Source organism: Capnocytophaga sp. H4358 (assembly GCF_002302515.1).
GTDB classification, from domain to species: Bacteria; Bacteroidota; Bacteroidia; order Flavobacteriales; family Flavobacteriaceae; genus Capnocytophaga; species Capnocytophaga canis.
Genome location: NZ_CP022380.1, coordinates 1,695,001 through 1,712,035, shown reverse-complemented (window position 1 = coordinate 1,712,035; position 17,035 = coordinate 1,695,001). Strand labels below are relative to the sequence as shown.

General features: G+C 35.4%; 21 protein-coding genes and 1 pseudogene. 14 read left to right on the top strand and 8 right to left on the bottom strand.

Annotated elements, in window-relative coordinates:
- Positions 1 to 225 precede the first annotated feature (225 nt).
- From CGC49_RS07275 to CGC49_RS07260, 4 genes are all read left to right on the top strand, one after another.
- The gene (locus tag CGC49_RS07275; RefSeq protein ID WP_095912262.1) at positions 226 to 1,026 is read left to right on the top strand and encodes a helix-turn-helix domain-containing protein; all 801 of its coding nucleotides are present in this window, start codon (positions 226 to 228) and stop codon (positions 1,024 to 1,026) included.
- A 64-nt stretch (positions 1,027 to 1,090) separates the two neighbouring features.
- Positions 1,091 to 1,831: a DNA alkylation repair protein gene (locus CGC49_RS07270; RefSeq protein ID WP_095912261.1), complete on the top strand. Its 741-nt coding sequence runs from the start codon at positions 1,091 to 1,093 to the stop codon at positions 1,829 to 1,831.
- A gap of 75 nt (positions 1,832 to 1,906) precedes the next feature.
- Entirely contained in the window at positions 1,907 to 2,284 is a 378-nt protein-coding gene (locus tag CGC49_RS07265; RefSeq protein ID WP_095912260.1) for a VOC family protein, read from the top strand.
- A 338-nt stretch (positions 2,285 to 2,622) separates the two neighbouring features.
- Positions 2,623 to 3,675: a carbohydrate-binding family 9-like protein gene (locus tag CGC49_RS07260; RefSeq protein ID WP_095912259.1), complete on the top strand. Its 1,053-nt coding sequence runs from the start codon at positions 2,623 to 2,625 to the stop codon at positions 3,673 to 3,675.
- A gap of 61 nt (positions 3,676 to 3,736) precedes the next feature.
- On the opposite strand, the gene CGC49_RS07255 is transcribed toward CGC49_RS07260, so the two are convergent.
- The 6 genes and pseudogenes from CGC49_RS07255 to CGC49_RS07230 form a co-directional block, all read right to left on the bottom strand.
- Positions 3,737 to 4,294: a DinB family protein gene (locus tag CGC49_RS07255; protein WP_095912258.1), complete on the bottom strand. Its 558-nt coding sequence runs from the start codon at positions 4,292 to 4,294 to the stop codon at positions 3,737 to 3,739.
- Positions 4,295 to 4,328: 34 nt separating this feature from the next.
- Complete coding sequence (locus tag CGC49_RS07250; protein ID WP_095912257.1) at positions 4,329 to 4,871, bottom strand: Crp/Fnr family transcriptional regulator; 543 nt, start codon at positions 4,869 to 4,871, stop codon at positions 4,329 to 4,331.
- Between the two features lie 89 nt (positions 4,872 to 4,960).
- Positions 4,961 to 5,251 carry an outer membrane assembly protein gene (locus CGC49_RS07245; RefSeq protein WP_095893877.1) on the bottom strand — a complete coding sequence of 97 codons (291 nt, stop codon included), beginning with the start codon at positions 5,249 to 5,251 and terminating at the stop codon, positions 4,961 to 4,963.
- 112 nt (positions 5,252 to 5,363) lie between these two features.
- A complete protein-coding gene (locus CGC49_RS07240; RefSeq protein WP_095912256.1) occupies positions 5,364 to 6,365 on the bottom strand; it encodes an SPFH domain-containing protein in 1,002 nt (333 codons plus the stop codon).
- 12 nt (positions 6,366 to 6,377) lie between these two features.
- Positions 6,378 to 7,640 carry a hypothetical protein gene (locus tag CGC49_RS07235; RefSeq protein ID WP_095912255.1) on the bottom strand — a complete coding sequence of 421 codons (1,263 nt, stop codon included), beginning with the start codon at positions 7,638 to 7,640 and terminating at the stop codon, positions 6,378 to 6,380.
- A 174-nt stretch (positions 7,641 to 7,814) separates the two neighbouring features.
- Positions 7,815 to 8,728: pseudogene (locus CGC49_RS07230) on the bottom strand (cation diffusion facilitator family transporter).
- Between the two features lie 333 nt (positions 8,729 to 9,061).
- Between CGC49_RS07230 and CGC49_RS07225 the strand changes: the two are divergent.
- The 9 genes from CGC49_RS07225 to CGC49_RS07195 all read left to right on the top strand — a co-directional run bounded on the left by CGC49_RS07225 (position 9,062) and on the right by CGC49_RS07195 (position 14,880).
- Complete coding sequence (locus CGC49_RS07225) at positions 9,062 to 9,511, top strand: hypothetical protein (protein ID WP_095893871.1); 450 nt, start codon at positions 9,062 to 9,064, stop codon at positions 9,509 to 9,511.
- Positions 9,512 to 9,734: 223 nt separating this feature from the next.
- Entirely contained in the window at positions 9,735 to 10,640 is a 906-nt protein-coding gene (locus CGC49_RS07220) for a DsbA family protein (RefSeq protein ID WP_095912254.1), read from the top strand.
- An 87-nt stretch (positions 10,641 to 10,727) separates the two neighbouring features.
- Positions 10,728 to 11,081: an IS1 family transposase gene (locus CGC49_RS07215; protein WP_232745165.1), complete on the top strand. Its 354-nt coding sequence runs from the start codon at positions 10,728 to 10,730 to the stop codon at positions 11,079 to 11,081.
- Positions 11,082 to 11,390: 309 nt separating this feature from the next.
- On the top strand, positions 11,391 to 12,566 hold the full coding sequence (locus tag CGC49_RS07210; RefSeq protein WP_095912253.1) for a site-specific integrase: 1,176 nt from the start codon (positions 11,391 to 11,393) through the stop codon (positions 12,564 to 12,566).
- Positions 12,567 to 12,941: 375 nt separating this feature from the next.
- On the top strand, positions 12,942 to 13,778 hold the full coding sequence (locus tag CGC49_RS07205; protein ID WP_157909018.1) for a hypothetical protein: 837 nt from the start codon (positions 12,942 to 12,944) through the stop codon (positions 13,776 to 13,778).
- Positions 13,779 to 13,916: 138 nt separating this feature from the next.
- Complete coding sequence (locus CGC49_RS07200; RefSeq protein ID WP_156127656.1) at positions 13,917 to 14,126, top strand: hypothetical protein; 210 nt, start codon at positions 13,917 to 13,919, stop codon at positions 14,124 to 14,126.
- Positions 14,123 to 14,296 carry a hypothetical protein gene (locus CGC49_RS11210; protein WP_157909017.1) on the top strand — a complete coding sequence of 58 codons (174 nt, stop codon included), beginning with the start codon at positions 14,123 to 14,125 and terminating at the stop codon, positions 14,294 to 14,296. Before CGC49_RS07200 ends, CGC49_RS11210 begins: the two co-directional genes overlap by 4 nt.
- A 27-nt stretch (positions 14,297 to 14,323) precedes the next feature.
- Positions 14,324 to 14,446 (top strand): hypothetical protein, encoded by a 123-nt coding sequence (locus CGC49_RS11345; protein WP_255407620.1) that lies wholly within the window; start codon positions 14,324 to 14,326, stop codon positions 14,444 to 14,446.
- Complete coding sequence (locus tag CGC49_RS07195) at positions 14,443 to 14,880, top strand: hypothetical protein (RefSeq protein WP_095912250.1); 438 nt, start codon at positions 14,443 to 14,445, stop codon at positions 14,878 to 14,880. The genes CGC49_RS11345 and CGC49_RS07195 overlap by 4 nt, the downstream gene beginning before the upstream one ends.
- Here CGC49_RS07195 and CGC49_RS07190 read toward each other — a convergent pair.
- The gene (locus tag CGC49_RS07190; RefSeq protein ID WP_095912249.1) at positions 14,855 to 15,190 is read right to left on the bottom strand and encodes a hypothetical protein; all 336 of its coding nucleotides are present in this window, start codon (positions 15,188 to 15,190) and stop codon (positions 14,855 to 14,857) included. The genes CGC49_RS07195 and CGC49_RS07190 overlap by 26 nt on opposite strands.
- Before the next feature lie 116 nt (positions 15,191 to 15,306).
- On the opposite strand from CGC49_RS07190, the gene CGC49_RS07185 reads away from it, so the two are divergent.
- A complete protein-coding gene (locus tag CGC49_RS07185; protein WP_095912248.1) occupies positions 15,307 to 15,672 on the top strand; it encodes a lipocalin family protein in 366 nt (121 codons plus the stop codon).
- 31 nt (positions 15,673 to 15,703) lie between these two features.
- On the opposite strand, the gene CGC49_RS07180 is transcribed toward CGC49_RS07185, so the two are convergent.
- A complete protein-coding gene (locus CGC49_RS07180; protein ID WP_095893597.1) occupies positions 15,704 to 16,906 on the bottom strand; it encodes an IS256 family transposase in 1,203 nt (400 codons plus the stop codon).
- Between the last annotated feature and the right edge of the window lie 129 nt (positions 16,907 to 17,035).

Below are 17,035 nucleotides of genomic sequence, written 5' to 3'. Positions count from 1 at the left end.
TAAAGAGAATACAACATATGTTTATAAAACCTCTTTTGCTATATAATATAAGGATATAAACTGAAGTTTTTTCGATGGAAAAATGCTTTTAGAGAGTTTGAGATAAGCAACGTATTGCATTCCTTAGAGACATAAAATATTAGAAATGAGTGCATATGGAATTCTTAAAAAACGATGAAACACCTGTAATTTTTTACTTTAATATCATACTTCTTGCAATCCTCTTTGAACATACGAAATTACTACAAACCCATTCAGCCAACGATTATTCAATCGGCTGAAAATGTGTTTTATACAGAAATCTTTCCTGATAAAAAATTATTGCCTTTCATCTATTGCTATTGGCAACTTAAAACAAAAACACAACTTGCTGAAAACTATGTATATAGAGTGATTTCCGATGGTTGTATTGATGTGTTTTTTGAGTTGGATAATCCCGACGAAAGTTATCTTATGGGGTTTTGCCGAAGTTATACGGAATTTCCTTTGGGGAAAGAGTTTAACTATGTGGGAATACGATTTTTGCCTTCTGCTTTTCCGTTGATTTTCAAACAAGACGCCAAAGAATTGAGCAATAATGATATTCTTTTGAATTTAATTTCTTCCGATTTGGCGACATTCATTGCTCATAAATTCAGTAGTTTGCGAAGTTTGCAACATGTTAAAAATGAATTAGATACATTTTTTAGTGAGCATTTGGAAAAGACTAATTTCAGCATAGACAACCGATTTTCCAAAGCTTTGGAAATCATCTTAAAATCAAAAGGAAATGCACGGATAGTGAGCGATTTAGATACGGGAATTAGTCCTCGTCATCTCCGCCGACTGTTTGATTTTTACATTGGCGATACCGCAAAAACTTTTAGTCAAGTAGTTCGTTTTCAGTCTTTTTTGAATGCTAAAATTTCCAATCAAAACACTGATAAGCTATCATTTTACGATATGGGCTATTACGACCAATCGCATTTCATTAAAGAGTTTAAAACTTTTTGTGGAGTAACGCCGAGGGAGGTTTATTACAAATAATTTGTCCCCTTTTTCCTATTTTATCATTAAAAAACATTTCTATTTTTGCCTAAAATTCACGAAGATGGGAACGAATTACAGCATTACCGAAAAATTTGGTGCAAATCTTGCCGAATTGTTAGCTGAAAAAATTAATAGGGTTTATCCTGATTTTAACAGCAAAAATTTCATAAAAGACACAGGAAATAAGGTTATTGGACAAACTTACACACAGAGAATAATCACCATCGCAGATTTGTTAAAAAACTATCTTTCAGCAGACTACAAAGAAGCTCTGCGTGTATTACTCTCTATTTTGGGCGAAGAAAATCCCAATCAAACAGGAATGTTCACACATTATTATTGGATTTTGCCTATTGGAAAATTTGTAGAACGTTATGGTATTAATCATTTTACGCTTTCGATGAACGCTATAGAGGAGATAACTAAGAGAAATACAGGCGAATACGCCGTACGTCCATTTATCAGAAAATACCCTGAAAAATCACTAGAAATCATTGAAAAATGGGCAAAATCTCCTAATTTTCACTTACGTAGGTTGGCAAGTGAGGGACTGAGACCCAAGCTCCCTTGGGCGAGTAAATTAGATACTTTTGTAGAAAATCCTGCTCCTGTTTTTCAAATTTTGGAACTCCTAAAAGATGATGAAATTATGTTTGTAAAGAAATCCGTTGCCAATCACCTAACCGACTGGCTTAAAGTGAATAAAGAAGCTGTTTTACCTCTCATCCACCGCTGGAAAACTTTCGAAAATCCGCATACCCAATGGATTATAAAACGAGCCACAAGAAAATTTGATGTATAAATAATTCTGTCCCTTTTTTCCTATTTTGGTTTCATCCCTCTTGATAATTTTGCCAAAAATTAGAATTCAGAAAAAATGAAATTGAATGCAGGAATTATCACCGAAAAATTAGCAGATGCCAAAGCCTTTTATACCGAAATTTTAAACTTTGGCGTGAGCTTCGAAAACGAATTTTACCTTTTGCTCCACACGCCTAATCAAGAGGCAGAAATCAGTTTTTTGCTTCCCAATCACCCGAGCCAACAGCCTATTTTTCAGAAACCTTTTCAAAATCAAGGTGTTTACCTCACTATTGAAGTCGAAAATGTAGATGAAGTTTATAAAGAATTGAAAAACAAAAACATTCCTATTGAGATTGAGCTACGAAACGAACCTTGGGGCGACCGCCATTTCGCTATTAAAGATCCCAATGGCATCGGTATTGATATAGTAACCTACACAGAACCTGAGTAATAGTCATTTTTTGCATAAAAACGGAAATTGTAATCCATAAATTGATTGTATACACCGTAAAAGACACAAAAACGCTCCTTAATTGGGGCGTTTTTAGTTTAGAAAGAACATAACTTATAAGATTTCAAAGTTAAAAGGATTAAAATCTGGACAAATCTCCAATAATTTCACCTATTTTCGGACTTATTCCTTTACTAATGTACTTAGAAATAGGATTGTATTTAAGAAAGATACGAAAAAAGAGCGTTGTATTCAACCTGCGAAATGTATGAAAATAATTCAATAGATTAGAAATTGGAATTATTTTAGTATTTTTGCTCTTAAAAAAACATATGATTATGAGACTCTTTTTCCAATTTCTATTCACTGTATTCGTATTCAGTATGACGACATTGTCAGCTCAATCAAAGCCTGATCCAAAAACATATATTGCCTACCGCGTAACCGAAAAAATAGAAATCGATGGTAAGGACAGTGAATTATCATGGCAAAAATCGGAATACACCGATGATTTTATTGATATTGAGGGAGTTAAAATTCCACATTTCAAAACCAACGTGAAAATGCTCTATGATGATGATTATTTTTATTTCTTCGCAAAGATGGAAGAGCCTCATATTTGGGCAACTCTCAAAGAGCGTGATACAGTTATTTTTCATAATAATGATTTTGAAATTTTCTTAGATCCTGATAATGATTCACATAACTATTACGAATTTGAAGTTAACGCACTTAATACTGTTTGGGATTTATTCCTTACCAAACCGTATCGCGAAACTAATAAAGTACTGGATGGCTGGGATATCAATGGATTAAAATCCGCTGTATACGTGAATGGTACACTCAATAACGCCTCAGATATAGATACTTTCTGGAGTGTAGAAATCGCCATCCCGTGGGCAGCAATGCGAGAAGCTCACAAGCAAAACAATATCCCTACAAACAAGTTTTGGAGAGTGAATTTTTCTCGTGTACAATGGGATTTTGACCTTACGAATGGACGATATGATAAAAAGAAAGACGCCTACGGAAAATATTTACCTGAGTACAACTGGGTATGGTCTCCACAATGGAAAATTAGTATGCATGAACCTGAATTGTGGGGCTATGTCTATTTTTCGGATAAAATAATAGGTCAAAAAGATAGTTTTGAACTACCAAAAGATGAATCTATAAAAAGATATTTATATGATTTATATCATTTTAGCAAAAAAAACTCATCTCAAAAACTCATAACCGAAACCAAAAAAGGAACGACGATTGCAAACAAAAAAATCATTCCGAAGTTCAATACAAATCCGCATTTTTGGAACATTTCCGTGGTAAGTCCATTTTCTGGAGAAACCATCGTGATTTTCCAAGATGGTAAAGTAGAGGTATTCAAAAAATAATACCTCTGAATAGATGTAGAAAATTTTATAAAAAACTGCATCCTTTTTTAGTAGCAATTTTCTACAAACAGTCACGTTTTTTTTCTTGAAGAATACGCCTTACTTGCTCCATATGTCGCTGATTGTGATAAACCACAAACTGCAAAGTATCGCCCAAACGAAGACGCAGGAATCTGGAAATGGAAATTTTGGTTTTTAGTTGAGTCAAATCCGTAGTGTGGGCTTTTTGTAGTAAATCAAGGAGTTGGTTTTGCTGACGGATAAAAACTTGCAAACAATTCTTTGTAAGCCTACTCCCTTTGGGATTCATTTTAGTGGCGGTTTTCATTTTGTTGAGCCTAGGTTTGGGCTGAATAAGTTTCACAAAATAATTGCCTAAAAATCCGCTTTTGAACAGATTACGGTTGCTTTCATCAGCTTTTGCTATACACGAAGCTATTTCGGGCAGATAAAAATTTCCGTATAAGTTTAGGTGTTCGATACATTCCAAAATACTCCAAGCATCATCACTGGGGCTATGGCTGAGTTCTGTTTCGGATTTTAGTAGCAGTGCTTCTGCAAAGGTTTTATTTTCAAGCGTTATTTGGGTAAGCGTGTCTAATAATTGTTTTCTGTCCATCTTTTTTGGGGCAAAGGTCAGCAAAATGGAGGGGCTAAATCTTGATTGGCGTCAATGTTTTTTTGAGTCTGGAAAGCGTCTCTTCGGTCATTCCCAAATACACGGCGATGTGCCTGTGCGGAATTTGCTGAAAAAGTTTGGGGTTGCGTTTCAAAATTCGCTGGTAGCGTTCTCTGGGCGAGGATAAGAGCAAATTTTGTTCGCGTTCCAATTGGTCAACAAGCAGTTTTTCTAAGATTTTGGTATAAATCCACAAGTTTTCGGAAGATTTTTGTGCAAATACCATAAAATCCGACTTAGAAACCACCGCCAAACGACACCTTTTGATTGCCTGAATATACAATTTGGATTTCTGTTCTGTCATAAAAGAATCCAATGCCGTGATTACATCATTCTCGTACCCGAACCTTAGTATTTTGTCTTCATTTTCGGTAAAAAATCCGATTTTCAAACTCCCTTCTTTCACAAGATAAATATGCGTGTCTTTCGTATCGGGCGTTTTTAAAAACGCTCCTCTTGGGATAACGATTTCCTTTCCCAAGGAAAAGTTTTCCGTAAAAATCGTATCGAGATTCATTGTAAGATGTGTTTTTTAAAGTAATTTGAAATTGAAAATAACAAAACGTTTGTCAATAAATCTCAGTTTCTCTTTACAACAAAAGTTTTTCACTTTTGGTAATGACTACTTTTCGCTGTTTCTTTCTTTTTTAATGTGTTTTTTTTCGGCTGTGCGATTCCATTGTGGTTTTTGTCGTAGCCTTTGTCGTGGTCTTTGAAAAAAAACGGCACCAAAATCAATAGTAAAACCGATACCGCTCCTACAATCATCACCGTAACCGCTCCTTTTTTAAGCTCTTGGGGCGTGATTAAGGTATCGTATTCCCACAAATCGGCTAAAAAATAAGTACTAACTGATAAAATAATCAGCACAACGATAATTCCTATAATGTATTTCATCTTTCAGGTTTTTTTAATGTTTTGTTTGAAAATGGCTATAAAGTTAAGCGTTCTGTCTGTCAGGCTTCGACTTCGCTCAGCCTGACAAAAATGAAACATCATACTTTTTAACTTACATCTTCCTTAAAATTTCTTGTTTTTTAAGCTCAAAATCTTCTGCCGTGATGATGTTTTCATCGAGCAAGATTTTCAGTTTGCGAAGCTGTTCGGCGGCATCGGCTCTTCCTTTGGCAAGCATCGAATCGGTTTGTTCGTTGAATTTCTTACCGATTTCCATACCCACGCCAAATTGTAGCCCCGCTCCGGCAAGTCCGCCCTCGTTACGCGCCGCATCGCGTAAAGCACGCAGTTTCTCTAATTCCACATAATCCAATCCTGCTTCTTTGGCAGCTTGTACATCGGCACTGATATCGGCAACACGACCGATACGCTCCTGCGTAGCCTCGTCAAATTGCGTTCCTACGATACGAAAATCGGTGAGTTCGAGCCCCAAATTTTGATATTCGCTATTGATTTCACCCTTGATTTCTTGAGCGATGTCGTGAATTTTACCATCTATTTCAATGTAGGAATATTTTTTTTCGTGAATGTTTTGGGCAATAAGCTGTGGAATACGCTCGGCAACCGTTTTGCTCATCGCTTCTGCTTCAAATTCATCGGTTTCGCCAATAATTTCGGTATAAAAATACTTAGGATTGGCAATTCTGTACGAAAAATTTCCGTTTAGCCCCAATTCCACAGGGATTTTATAAGTGGCATCAATGAATTTGATGGGATTTGGCGTTCCCCAACGCTGATTGAGAATCTGTGCCTTACGGAAAAAATAAATTTTGAGTTTATGCTCACTGTCAAAATTCTGACGCAGATTGACAAGCGTGGTGATAAACGGATGGTTGTCGGTTTTGAGGTTATAAATCCCCTCTTCTTCGATGATTTCCACCAACGTCCCTTCATACACCAACGCACAGCCCTGCGAGGGAGCAACAATGAGTTTAGAAGCGTTGATAATTTCATCGCGTTTTGACGGATATTTCCACCAAATGACACTCGGTTTCGGATTTTTCCACTCGATGACGGCGGAAAGTTGATTGCTAAAAATGTTGAGTATGCTCATCTTTTTTTGATTTTATCGTTGGGTTAATTTTTCTCTAAGTTCAAGTTTCTCTAATTTACCTTCTTTGGTATTGAGAATAAAAGAATCATAGTTGCTTATTAAATAACCGTCTTTTATTTTAGCAACAAAGTCATCGCTTAGATAGTGTATATCTTTATGACTTTGTAAGCTAAGTTTTATCTCGCCTGTCTGAGCATCAAGCACTTGAAAAAAGTAGGGACTACTTTCTGCCCATTCGTGCTTAAAATAGATAAACACTTCTTTGTCATCATAGTGCAATACTTCAGGTTTAAAATAAAATCGTTCAGGGGTAAAATTCTCATAAGATAAAACTTGAGACTCTTTGTCTATATATAACTCACCTTTGAACCAGCGAAAAAAATACCTCTTATATGGATACCCCGCTTGTCCTTGTGTTTTTACTTTAAAAAGCTCAGGTAGTTTATCTTTATCTTTTCTTGAAAATTCAAATCGAGTTACTCCTTGTGGAGCAATCGGATTTTGGGCAATCAGCTGATCCATTTCTTTACGATTTCCATATAAAATCGCCTGATTAAGCTTGGGAAAATAATAATACTCTTTGCCTAAATTATTGGTTATTTCAAGTGAATTTTCATAGGCACTGTTTGTGTCTATTTCGGCAAAGCCTTTTTCAAATTCAGGCAGTCCGATGGTTTGCGGTGTTACTTCACTGATGCTCAATGTGTTCTCGTCTAATAAAAACAGGCGATTTTTATTGATGACGATATAGGTTTTGCCTTCGTCCATTTTTTTCCATTTAATAATAGGGTAAAAACCTTCTACATTAATTGGTACCGCAGCGATTTCTTCAAACGTTTGGGCGTGAAAAAAGCCAAAAGTGGGTTTGTAAGTTTGGTTAGGATGATTTCCAGAAACAATAGAGCCCACCACTATGGCAATGGGTTCGCCGTCTTTATCGGCTGTGGGTATAATTTCTTGAATATTCCAATAGGGCTTGTTTTCTTGAACCGCAGCCGTGGTGGGGGTGTAGGTTGATTTGGACGGCAGCAACGAAATTACCACCATCATCATCACAAACACCGCCATCGCAAGCCCTAAAAATTTGAGTGCTTTTAGATGTTTTGCGGAAAGCTGAGGCGTATCATAACTGTGCCGATGATTGATGTTAATATCATCATTATCAATAAAAAACTCTGATTTACAGCTCTTACAGCGGTAATAATCGGTTTTGGTTTCGGTCGCTTGTGTGCTGCCACACTGCGGACATTTGATGGGTTTGATTCGTTTTGCCATTTTTGAAATTGATTTACGAACCACAAATATAGTTTTTTTATAATAAGCTACAAATGAAAGAAATAAAATTTGATTAGATAGATGATTAAAAAAATAGGAAGAAACAAATGATTTGGTTCTATTAAAAACTTCTTAGCCTTTCCTTTTAGCACTTCGAATTTTATGTTCACTCTATCAATGACAATCATCACACTTACATTTCATTTTTGAAAGTTCCACTTCAAATGTAGTATGCTGAATATGTTCATGTTGGAGAGTATGTCTTATTTCTTTTTTAAGTTGGTCAATTTCTTCAAAAGTGCTACTGTCTTCTATTACCAAATGAGCTGTAAGTGCGTTTTCCTGGCTGCTCAATGCCCAAATATGAATGTGATGCACCGAACAAACCTTGGGATGCGACTCCATAATTTGCCTTATTTTATCCACTTTTATACTTTGAGGCACACCATCAAGGATGAGTTTTACGCTTTCGGTAAGCAGATTCCAGGTGGAAACCAAAATCACCACTGCAACCACCAAACTGGTCAGCACGTCGGCAGTGTACCATCCCGTAAAATGGATAATTACTCCCGATACAATCACCCCTACGGATACCAGAGCGTCTACCAACAAATGCAGAAAAGCCCCTTTTACATTGATATCCTGTTTTTGCCCTTTGTAGAAAAGAAAAGCAGATAAAGCATTGATAATAACTCCAATAGTCGCCGTTATGATGATCATACTACCCGCCATTTCGGGGGAGCGTCAAAACGTTCGATAGCCTCAAGAATAATTTTCACGGCAATATACACCAACAGTACCGCATTGATAAACGAAGCTAAAATAGAAGCTTTTTTGTAACCGTAAGTAAATGAATACGTAGCTGCTTTCTGAGTAAGTTTCAGTCCGAGAAGTGAAATGACCAAACTGGCAACATCGCTCAGGTTATGACTTGCGTCCGAAATAAGCGCCAAGGAATTGATTCGGAACCCCACGACGAATTCAATAATCGTGTACACTAAATTCAACCCGATACCTATATAAAAAGCTCGGTTGATGCTCTCCAAACTCGCCACGCTATGGCTGTGTCCTTCATGTAAATGTTCCATTGCGATTTCTTTTTGTTATTTTTAATTGGTTTAATCTCTCGCTACAAAGATACTGCTTTTTTTAGGGGAAAAACTCATAAAATGAACCTTTGTAAGTTGAATGTAGCAATAGTTTTTTAACTCGTTGCGAATTTGTATTTAGGAATCACCAAAAATACAACATTATTTTACATAGAATTCTTTCATTTTTTACTATTTTTGTATTCTAAGAATCAGGATAATGGCGTGTTATATTTTTTAACATTCAATAAAGTTATAACTTTATCCTGATTGCTATTTTTATATTCAGAAATCTGACATATTTTGATAACAAAGCATCTTTTAAATAAAGACATGAAAATAACACTCATCTTGATAATAATATGCTCTTGGACTAAAGTACAAGCACAGTTCTTTGATAAATTAGCAGTAAGTGCCGAATATCGATATTTAGGACGAAATATAGCAGGATTAGGTCTAGAATATCGTGCTTCGAATAAAGATGAAGCGGTATTGAATATAGGAGCGAAAGCTTTTTATACCACAGTAAAAAGAAAAGCTAAAATATTACCTCAAATCAACATCGAATGTGGAAATTTCCTTAACGGAGGAGTTTCTATTACCCCCTATGCTATTGAACCTCAATTTATAATAAACGTATTAAACTTAATAAAATTGAATACAGGTTACGCTATCCCAATACACCAAGAAAAATATTTTAAAGGAATAACTTTTGGGTTACAAATCAACATCGCAGTTGGAAAATACTCGCGCTTTTACGATGATCTAAAGGTAGGCTTTTAGTGGGCTGTGGAAGTAGATAGATTGGAGGAATGACTAAATTCCAAACAAATACTATTATTGAGTTCCTTTCACATCTAATTTCATATCTTTGTAAGCCTAAAAACAGTGTTATGTGATACCAAAAATCTAGGTAAGTATATGTGTTTAAATAAGGTACTATAGCATTTTTTTGACAATGAAAACATGGATTCTTTTTTTAATAACTCTAAAAGCTACAATAACTATGGGACAAAATACTAATCCACTACTGTGCGACCCAAAAACAGGTGTCTGTGAGACTTCACAATCCAACCAAAAATCAGAGAGAAACCTACAAAATCACTCAAAGAAAATAGAAATCATCTATTATACCGACCCGATTTGCTCTTCCTGCTGGGGGATTGAACCCCAATTAAGAAAACTAAAACTCGAATACGGAAATGAAATAGTTATAAATTACCATATGGGTGGTTTACTCCCAGATTGGAGTTATAACAGTGGCGGTATAAGCAAACCTTCTGACGTAGCCCATCACTGGGATGAAGTAAGCCCATACTACGATATGCCTATAGACGGTGATATTTGGCTTGAAAATCCATTAGATTCTTCTTATCCTCCTTCCATTGCTTTCAAGGCTGCTCAATTACAAGATAATGACAAAGCTGTAATTTTTCTGCGTGAATTGCGTGAAATGGTTTTCTTAGAAAAGAAAAATATCACTCAATGGGAACATATTGCCACAGCAGCTCAACAAGCAGGACTTGATATTTCAAAGCTGAAATCAGATTATGAATATCAAGGGCGGAAAGAGTTTCAAAAAGATTTAGAATTAGCAAAAAAAATAGGCATTCGCGGATTTCCTACTGTAATTTTCATAAGTGGAAACAAGCAAGAAATCGTCTACGGAGCGAGACCCTATGCTTTATTTGAAATGGCCGTGCTTAAACTCCTTCCTGATGCTACAAAACAAGAATATCACAAAGATTGGAAGTCCCTTTTTAATTATTACCCTAGTTTGACCGCTCGTGAATTTACAGAATTATCAGGTATGCCTCGTAAAGACAGTGAACAGTTACTAAATGACCTTACTCAACAGGGCATTCTAAGTAAATTAGAAACGAAAAATGGAGCCATCTGGAAAATAAAGTAGTTAGTATTTGAAATTTCTATTCGTGTTTTAAAAAGTATGATGATATAAAAAATTGACAATCAGGGAGTAAAGTTGTATTTTTGTTGAATGCTAATAACAATTACACTCCATTGCCCCAATTGTCAAAGCGCAAAGATAGTCAAAAATGGGAATAAAAAGAACAAAAAACAAAACTATCTTTGCAAAAGCTGTAAACGCCAATTTATCGGCGACCATAATCTGACCTACAAAGGTTGGGCTTCGCATATTGCTGCGAAAATTCTCTTGCTTTTGGCAAGAAATGTAGGTGTTCGTGATATTGCTGAAATTGAGAAGGTTAGCGTCAAAAAAGTACTTTCGGTTTTGGTAAATTTCAATCGAGAAATCAAACCCAAACAAAACAAATACAAATCGTTACAAGTTGATGAACTTTTGACTTTTGTAGGGAAACAAGAAAAATAAAAAGTGGTTGATTTATGCTTATTCTGCTGAAACAAAGGAAATTGTAGCGTGAGTATGGGGCAAACGAAACATAAAAACAGCCCAAAAACTTCGTGAGAAATTAAAGAAATTGGGGGTTAGTTTTGATGAAACTATTTATTTTGCTACACTTTGAAAAATGTTTTTATCAAAGTGTTATTTTATAGTCATTTAGTAGTTTTATTGATAAATATTTGTATCAAAAAGTATCAATATTTTTGATACCGATTTGATACCGAGCCAAAGCACGATTTTATAAATTACTTTTGTCCAAGCAAAAAATATAAAATAATGGACAAAGTAAAATTTTCAGTTGTTTTTAACCGCAAAAAACAGCTAAACACACACGGCAAAGCCCTTGTACAAATTGAATGTTATTTGAACGGCAAACGCAAATATTTTAGTACAGGTATATACATAAAGCCCACCGAATGGAACGAAAAAACACGCTCCATAAAAAACAACGCCCCTAATTACATCGGTTTGAACAAACAGATAAAGGACAAAATAACCGCCTTTGAGAGTTACGAACTCCAAAAGATAAACACAGGAAAGCCCTTTGCGTTGGATATGCTCCAAGAAGTGGAACGCCCCCAAATAAAATCATTTTACGAGTTTATGAGGTTGGAAATTGACACCAACCCACGCACTACCAAAGGCACAAAAGCCGACCAACGCCAAACGCTGAACCTATTACAGAAGTACCGCAAAGAATTACACTTTGACGAAATTTCGTTTGAGTTTTTACACGACTTTGAAAAGTGGATACAAAAACAAACCTTTTCAAACGGCAAAAAATATTCTCAAAATTCTATATTTAAGCACTTTAAGAATTTACGCACCTTTGTAAATTTAGCAATAAACAAAGAGCATATACCATTAGAAAAATACCCATTTCGTAAGTTTAAAGTACAGCAAGAAAACAAGGAACGCACCTATTTAACCCCTACCGAAATAGAGTTATTTGCGTCCGTTGAGGTAAAGGACAAAGCCCAAGAGGTGGCAAAAGATTTGTATTTGTTTGCCGTTTATACTGGTTTGCGATACAGCGATATAATAAACTTGCAGACCTCCGAAATTGTAAAAGAAAAAGGCGTTATTTGGATAGTGAAACGCACCCAAAAAACCAACGAACCAATAAAAATACCATTAAGCGAACTATTTAACGGCAAAGCCTTTGAACTGGTAAAGAAATACCGAAAATTGGGGAATTTGTGCGTATTTCCAAAGGTAAGCAATGGCGAACTAAACGCCCAAATAAAAACCCTTTGCGAGGGTGCAGGAATACAGAAAAACATAACCTTTCACACGGCACGGCACACCAACGCCACTTTTTTATTAAGTAAGGGAATGAGTATATTTGCCGTGCAAAAAATGTTAGGACACCGAAAAATAAGCACCACGCAAATATATACGCACCTAATAGAAGAAACTTTGTTAAACGAGATAAAAGCAATCAATTTTTAACGATGGACACCAATGTACATCATTATAGATAAACCATTAAAATACAACATTTTACACCGATAAAAATGCCACATTTTTTAAATTACTCCCCAACTAATTAAAGCCTTTGCGGTTTGAGTGCCTACGTGTTACGTGGGTGCGTTTGAGAACCGCAGGGGCTTTTTGTTTGTCCCTTATTTTGGGTGCGTTTGTCCCTTATTTTTATGTTTGTATTGGAAACCAATAATTTACACCTAAAAACCTTTGCCCCTTACCAAGTGGCAAAATGCACCTAAAAAGGAAAATAACGCACCCCTTTATTTTACTTTTTGCCACAAATTGAAACATTTTGACGCTTATTTTTGTACCTTTGCCCCAAGCAAAAAATATAAAATAATGGGAAAAATAACCGCAAAACACTTTTTGAATGTCCGTGCCGTTCCAAGAATTGAAAAAAATCAAAATAAATTTCCTTTGTTTTTTATGGTTGTTTTTAATCGTATGACCATACGAAGAATGAGTGTTTTTTTAGAAAATCAATATTTTTCTGAAAAAGATTTTGAAGCCCAAAAGATAGACAAAATCCAAAAAAAAGCAATAGAACACGAGCAAAATATATTATACAAAATAGTAGAGAAATTTAAGCACGACAAAGAAAGTAACACGCTAACAAACAACTTTTTATATTTTAATAAATCATACGCTTACACAAGTAAAAACGAAGATTTGAATATTTTAAATTCATATATCAATTATTATACTACTTACACGCACGAAGCTATAATAAACGAAATATATAAAAACATAAAAACAGAATTAACCGAGAAGCTAAAAAACACTTTTGATTTTTCAGATAATGAAAATTTGATTGATGAAATTTTAGATTTGTTCCATAAAAACGATGTTTTTGCAGGTATTCCATACGATGACTTTTTACAAAAAAACATATCGGAACACGCTAAAAAGTTACTTTTTTTGCAATTCTGTTTATCTGAATTTCAATCAAATAGAGAACTTAAAACAGGCGTTTGGTTTATATCTTTGTTTGAGTGGCTTTTTGAATTTGACAAAATGGCACGAGAATATAAAAAATTTGTTTCAAAAGATACAGAAACAATAAACACAGCTCAAAAAATAGGTATTGATATAGACGAAACAATGATAAACCTACACTTGAACGAAATAAAAAAAGTGATTTTTGACCCACTTTTTTACGAAAAAAACAGAATATAAATAAAATATTTCACACTGAAAAATAGAGACTTACATATTTTGTAAGTCTTTTTTTTGTCTTTTTTGCTGTGTAATTATTTTTATTTTGTAGTTTTGCAACGACAAAATAAGTTTTATAACAACAATAAATTTAAAGTTATGACACGCAGGAAGTACCCAAAAGGTTTATTAAAAGCCGTTGCAAACGAAATAAATTTAAGCTATTCAACGATTTTGCTATATACCACAGGAAAAGGCAAAAATGAAGCTGTAAAAACGCAAATACTTGAAGCAATAGAAAACCATTTGGCAACGCACCGACAACGCCAAACAGAAGCCAAAGAACGCATACAAGCCCTATTACAATGACCGCCCAAGCCTTGCAGGATATAAAGGGAATAGCCACCAAACGCACCCACGCCCACAAAGGCGACCGCCTCAAAGTAATAGCCACACACGGCGAAGTATATATACTGGAACACCCCAACGGCGAACGCTTTCCAGTACACAAAACCCAAGTACAAATACTTGAAAATTAAAGCATAACAAGCAAAAAATATAAAAAGATGAAAGTAATACAGACCAAAAAGGTCTATTATTTAGACCACGAGGGCAACACCACCCACACCGCAAAAGAATTTTATGTATTGAATTACAGAGTATTAACCTTTAAAAGCAAAGCAAAATGAAGCAAGAATACTACCAAAAAAGTATTACCAACGAAATAGACGAAATGCAACAGCACCAAAGTAATTTATTTTATCTATTGGAAAGCCCACCGCACGAGCTAACCGAAGAACAAAAAAACGAACTTTTTAAAAAGATAGATTTTGAAACGCAAATGCTAAAATCAAAAGCGGACGGCGTTTTAATCAATTCAAAACTAATGCAAAGCGAATTAGATTTACAACAAAGCACCCAAGAGGCACAAGCCCAAGAAAGCAAGTTACAAGCCTTGCAGGAAGCCAAAAAAACCGCCTTTGATATTTCCGATTTTCCGAATTTTGAAGTAACAAAATACAGCAATACGAATGTATCCAAATACGCAAAATTGGAGTTTCAAAGCTACACCGACCTAATTAGCAAAATCACGAATATTATAGAGGTTTGTCGTACTTGCTGATGGTTTGCCAATTTCCTAAAAACGAAAAATCGTACGTATTTACGCGGTTGTTTTGTACATTTTCGGCGAAAGCCTTAAAATCATTAAATCCGATGTAGCGACAAAAAATATCTTTGGTTTGGGGCGAAATGTTACTTCCGTTTTGGATTAATTTCCAAAATCGCCTGATGGTTTGGGAGCTAATCTGCTCTCGGATTTCCTCGCTAATTCTATCGGAAAGCAACTCACTATCGGGTTTGTCTTTGACGGATTTTCCAAATATTTTCTCTACTTCTTTGCGTAAAATGAGGTCTAAATCTGCGTTTGGCATTGGCTTGTTGGTTTTATTTTGCAAAAGTATTCAATTTGTGGTATTGTACCGAATTGAACCTGAAAAAGATAACACCTCTACTTATTTTTGCACATAATTTTTAAAAACAAACAAAAATGAAGAAATTTTTTATGTTGGCTTTGGTAGCCGTAGCTTCGTTGGTAGCTTCTTGTGAGAAAAATAGCGATGACATCCAACCAGAAAATATTCGTCTTGTAGGTACTTGGAAATGTGTTAAAATAGAAAGAGTAGAAGACGGAATAAGAATTGACCCACGAGATGTAATAGATGATGGCTGTACAAAATATGTTTTTACGGACAAAGTATTGACTTATTTTTTCATAAATGATGAAAAAGGTGGAGAATGTATGAGTATTGAGATATTATACAGAATAGAAAATGGTAGAATTTATAATGGACATTATGAAGAAGGTGAGTATGTAACAAATGATTTTGGATTCAAATTGACACTATCCCTCTAAGTGTGTAAGTTAAAAAGTTGGGGTTAAGTTTTTATAGTTTGAGTCTTTGTGCAAATATAAGCATAAATTGGTTCAAGACAATCCCCCAATTTTGGATAGGCATACTCCACTTTTTGGTAGCTTCTCTCAAAGCCAAGAAAACGGACTTTTGCACAGCTTCGTCTGTTGGGAAAGACAGCTTGTTTTTGGTGTATTTCCGAATCTTACCATTCAGATTCTCAATAAGATTGGTTGTGTAAATAATTTTTCTTATCTCTAACGGAAAATCGAAAAATACGGTCAATTCGTCCCAATTGTCATACCAAGATTTGATAGCATAGCCGTATTTTGACTCCCATTTTTGGGCAAAATCTTCCAAAGCAACCTTGGCAGCTTCCTTGTTAGGGGCAGTATAGATGTGTTTCATATCGGCTGTAAATTCTTTTCTGTCTTTGTAAACCACATACTTACAAGCATTCCTAATCTGATGAACCACACATATTTGCGTTTGTGATTGGGGAAAAACCGTGCGAATGGTTTGCGTAAATCCGTTTAAATTATCGGTGGCAGTAATGAGAATATCTTCCACTCCACGAGCCTTTAAATCAGTGAGAACGCTCATCCAAAAGGCGGAACTTTCATTCTTTCCGAGCCACATTCCTAAAACTTCCTTTTTTCCCTCTCGATTCAAGCCCACAGCAAGGTAAATGGTTTTGTTGACAACTTTTGAGTTCTCACGAACTTTAAAAACGATGCCGTCCATCCAAACAATCAGATACAGCTCGTCCAACGGGCGGTTCTGCCAAGCGACCATTTCATTGGTAACCGCATTGGTAATCCTTGATATTGTGGAAGTTGATACTTCAAAGCCGTACATTTCTTGGATTTGTTCTTCGATGTCGCTCACGCTCATTCCTTTGGCATAGAACGATACGATGATGTTTTCCAAACCATCGATAACGTTCTTGCGTTTAGGGACTAACATTGGGTTAAAACTACCGTCTCTATCCCTAGGAACTTGGATTTGTTCTTCGCCAAAGGAAGTTTTTATCTTCTTGGAAGTGTGTCCGTTACGATAATTTCCATCTTTAGTTTTGTCGTGTTTTTCGTTGTCCAAGTGAACGTCGAGTTCGGCATTGAGCATATGTTCCACCGCTTTTTTGTGGAGCTCTTTAAAGAAACCTGTCAAGTCCTCAGCAGTCTTAAATGACTTGTAAAATTCTTTGCTGTTGAGCAATTCTTCCTTGTTAATCATATCTGTTTAAATTATGGGTCAAAAATAGTTAAAAAGTTATTTCCGAAATTTTTTTTGAGCTTTTAAGGGCTCAAAAAATTTCAGAATAACTTTTCAACTTACACAGATTATGGGATACTCCTGTAAAAA

Excerpts from the sequence above, each read along its gene's own strand:
- CGC49_RS07225 (WP_095893871.1), top strand. The coding sequence starts at position 9,062 with ATGAAAATAACACTCATCTTGATAATAATATGCTCTTGGACTAAAGTA.
- CGC49_RS07235 (WP_095912255.1), bottom strand. The coding sequence starts at position 7,640 with ATGGCAAAACGAATCAAACCCATCAAATGTCCGCAGTGTGGCAGCACA.
- CGC49_RS11210 (WP_157909017.1), top strand. The coding sequence starts at position 14,123 with ATGACCGCCCAAGCCTTGCAGGATATAAAGGGAATAGCCACCAAACGC.
- CGC49_RS07200 (WP_156127656.1), top strand. The coding sequence starts at position 13,917 with ATGACACGCAGGAAGTACCCAAAAGGTTTATTAAAAGCCGTTGCAAAC.
- CGC49_RS07240 (WP_095912256.1), bottom strand. The coding sequence starts at position 6,365 with ATGAGCATACTCAACATTTTTAGCAATCAACTTTCCGCCGTCATCGAG.
- CGC49_RS07180 (WP_095893597.1), bottom strand. The coding sequence starts at position 16,906 with ATGATTAACAAGGAAGAATTGCTCAACAGCAAAGAATTTTACAAGTCA.
- CGC49_RS07270 (WP_095912261.1), top strand. The coding sequence starts at position 1,091 with ATGGGAACGAATTACAGCATTACCGAAAAATTTGGTGCAAATCTTGCC.
- CGC49_RS07255 (WP_095912258.1), bottom strand. The coding sequence starts at position 4,294 with ATGGACAGAAAACAATTATTAGACACGCTTACCCAAATAACGCTTGAA.
- CGC49_RS07190 (WP_095912249.1), bottom strand. The coding sequence starts at position 15,190 with ATGCCAAACGCAGATTTAGACCTCATTTTACGCAAAGAAGTAGAGAAA.
- CGC49_RS07195 (WP_095912250.1), top strand. The coding sequence starts at position 14,443 with ATGAAGCAAGAATACTACCAAAAAAGTATTACCAACGAAATAGACGAA.
- CGC49_RS11345 (WP_255407620.1), top strand. The coding sequence starts at position 14,324 with ATGAAAGTAATACAGACCAAAAAGGTCTATTATTTAGACCACGAGGGC.
- CGC49_RS07260 (WP_095912259.1), top strand. The coding sequence starts at position 2,623 with ATGAGACTCTTTTTCCAATTTCTATTCACTGTATTCGTATTCAGTATG.
- CGC49_RS07185 (WP_095912248.1), top strand. The coding sequence starts at position 15,307 with ATGAAGAAATTTTTTATGTTGGCTTTGGTAGCCGTAGCTTCGTTGGTA.
- CGC49_RS07245 (WP_095893877.1), bottom strand. The coding sequence starts at position 5,251 with ATGAAATACATTATAGGAATTATCGTTGTGCTGATTATTTTATCAGTT.
- CGC49_RS07215 (WP_232745165.1), top strand. The coding sequence starts at position 10,728 with ATGCTAATAACAATTACACTCCATTGCCCCAATTGTCAAAGCGCAAAG.
- CGC49_RS07265 (WP_095912260.1), top strand. The coding sequence starts at position 1,907 with ATGAAATTGAATGCAGGAATTATCACCGAAAAATTAGCAGATGCCAAA.
- CGC49_RS07220 (WP_095912254.1), top strand. The coding sequence starts at position 9,735 with ATGGGACAAAATACTAATCCACTACTGTGCGACCCAAAAACAGGTGTC.
- CGC49_RS07205 (WP_157909018.1), top strand. The coding sequence starts at position 12,942 with ATGGGAAAAATAACCGCAAAACACTTTTTGAATGTCCGTGCCGTTCCA.
- CGC49_RS07250 (WP_095912257.1), bottom strand. The coding sequence starts at position 4,871 with ATGAATCTCGATACGATTTTTACGGAAAACTTTTCCTTGGGAAAGGAA.
- CGC49_RS07210 (WP_095912253.1), top strand. The coding sequence starts at position 11,391 with ATGGACAAAGTAAAATTTTCAGTTGTTTTTAACCGCAAAAAACAGCTA.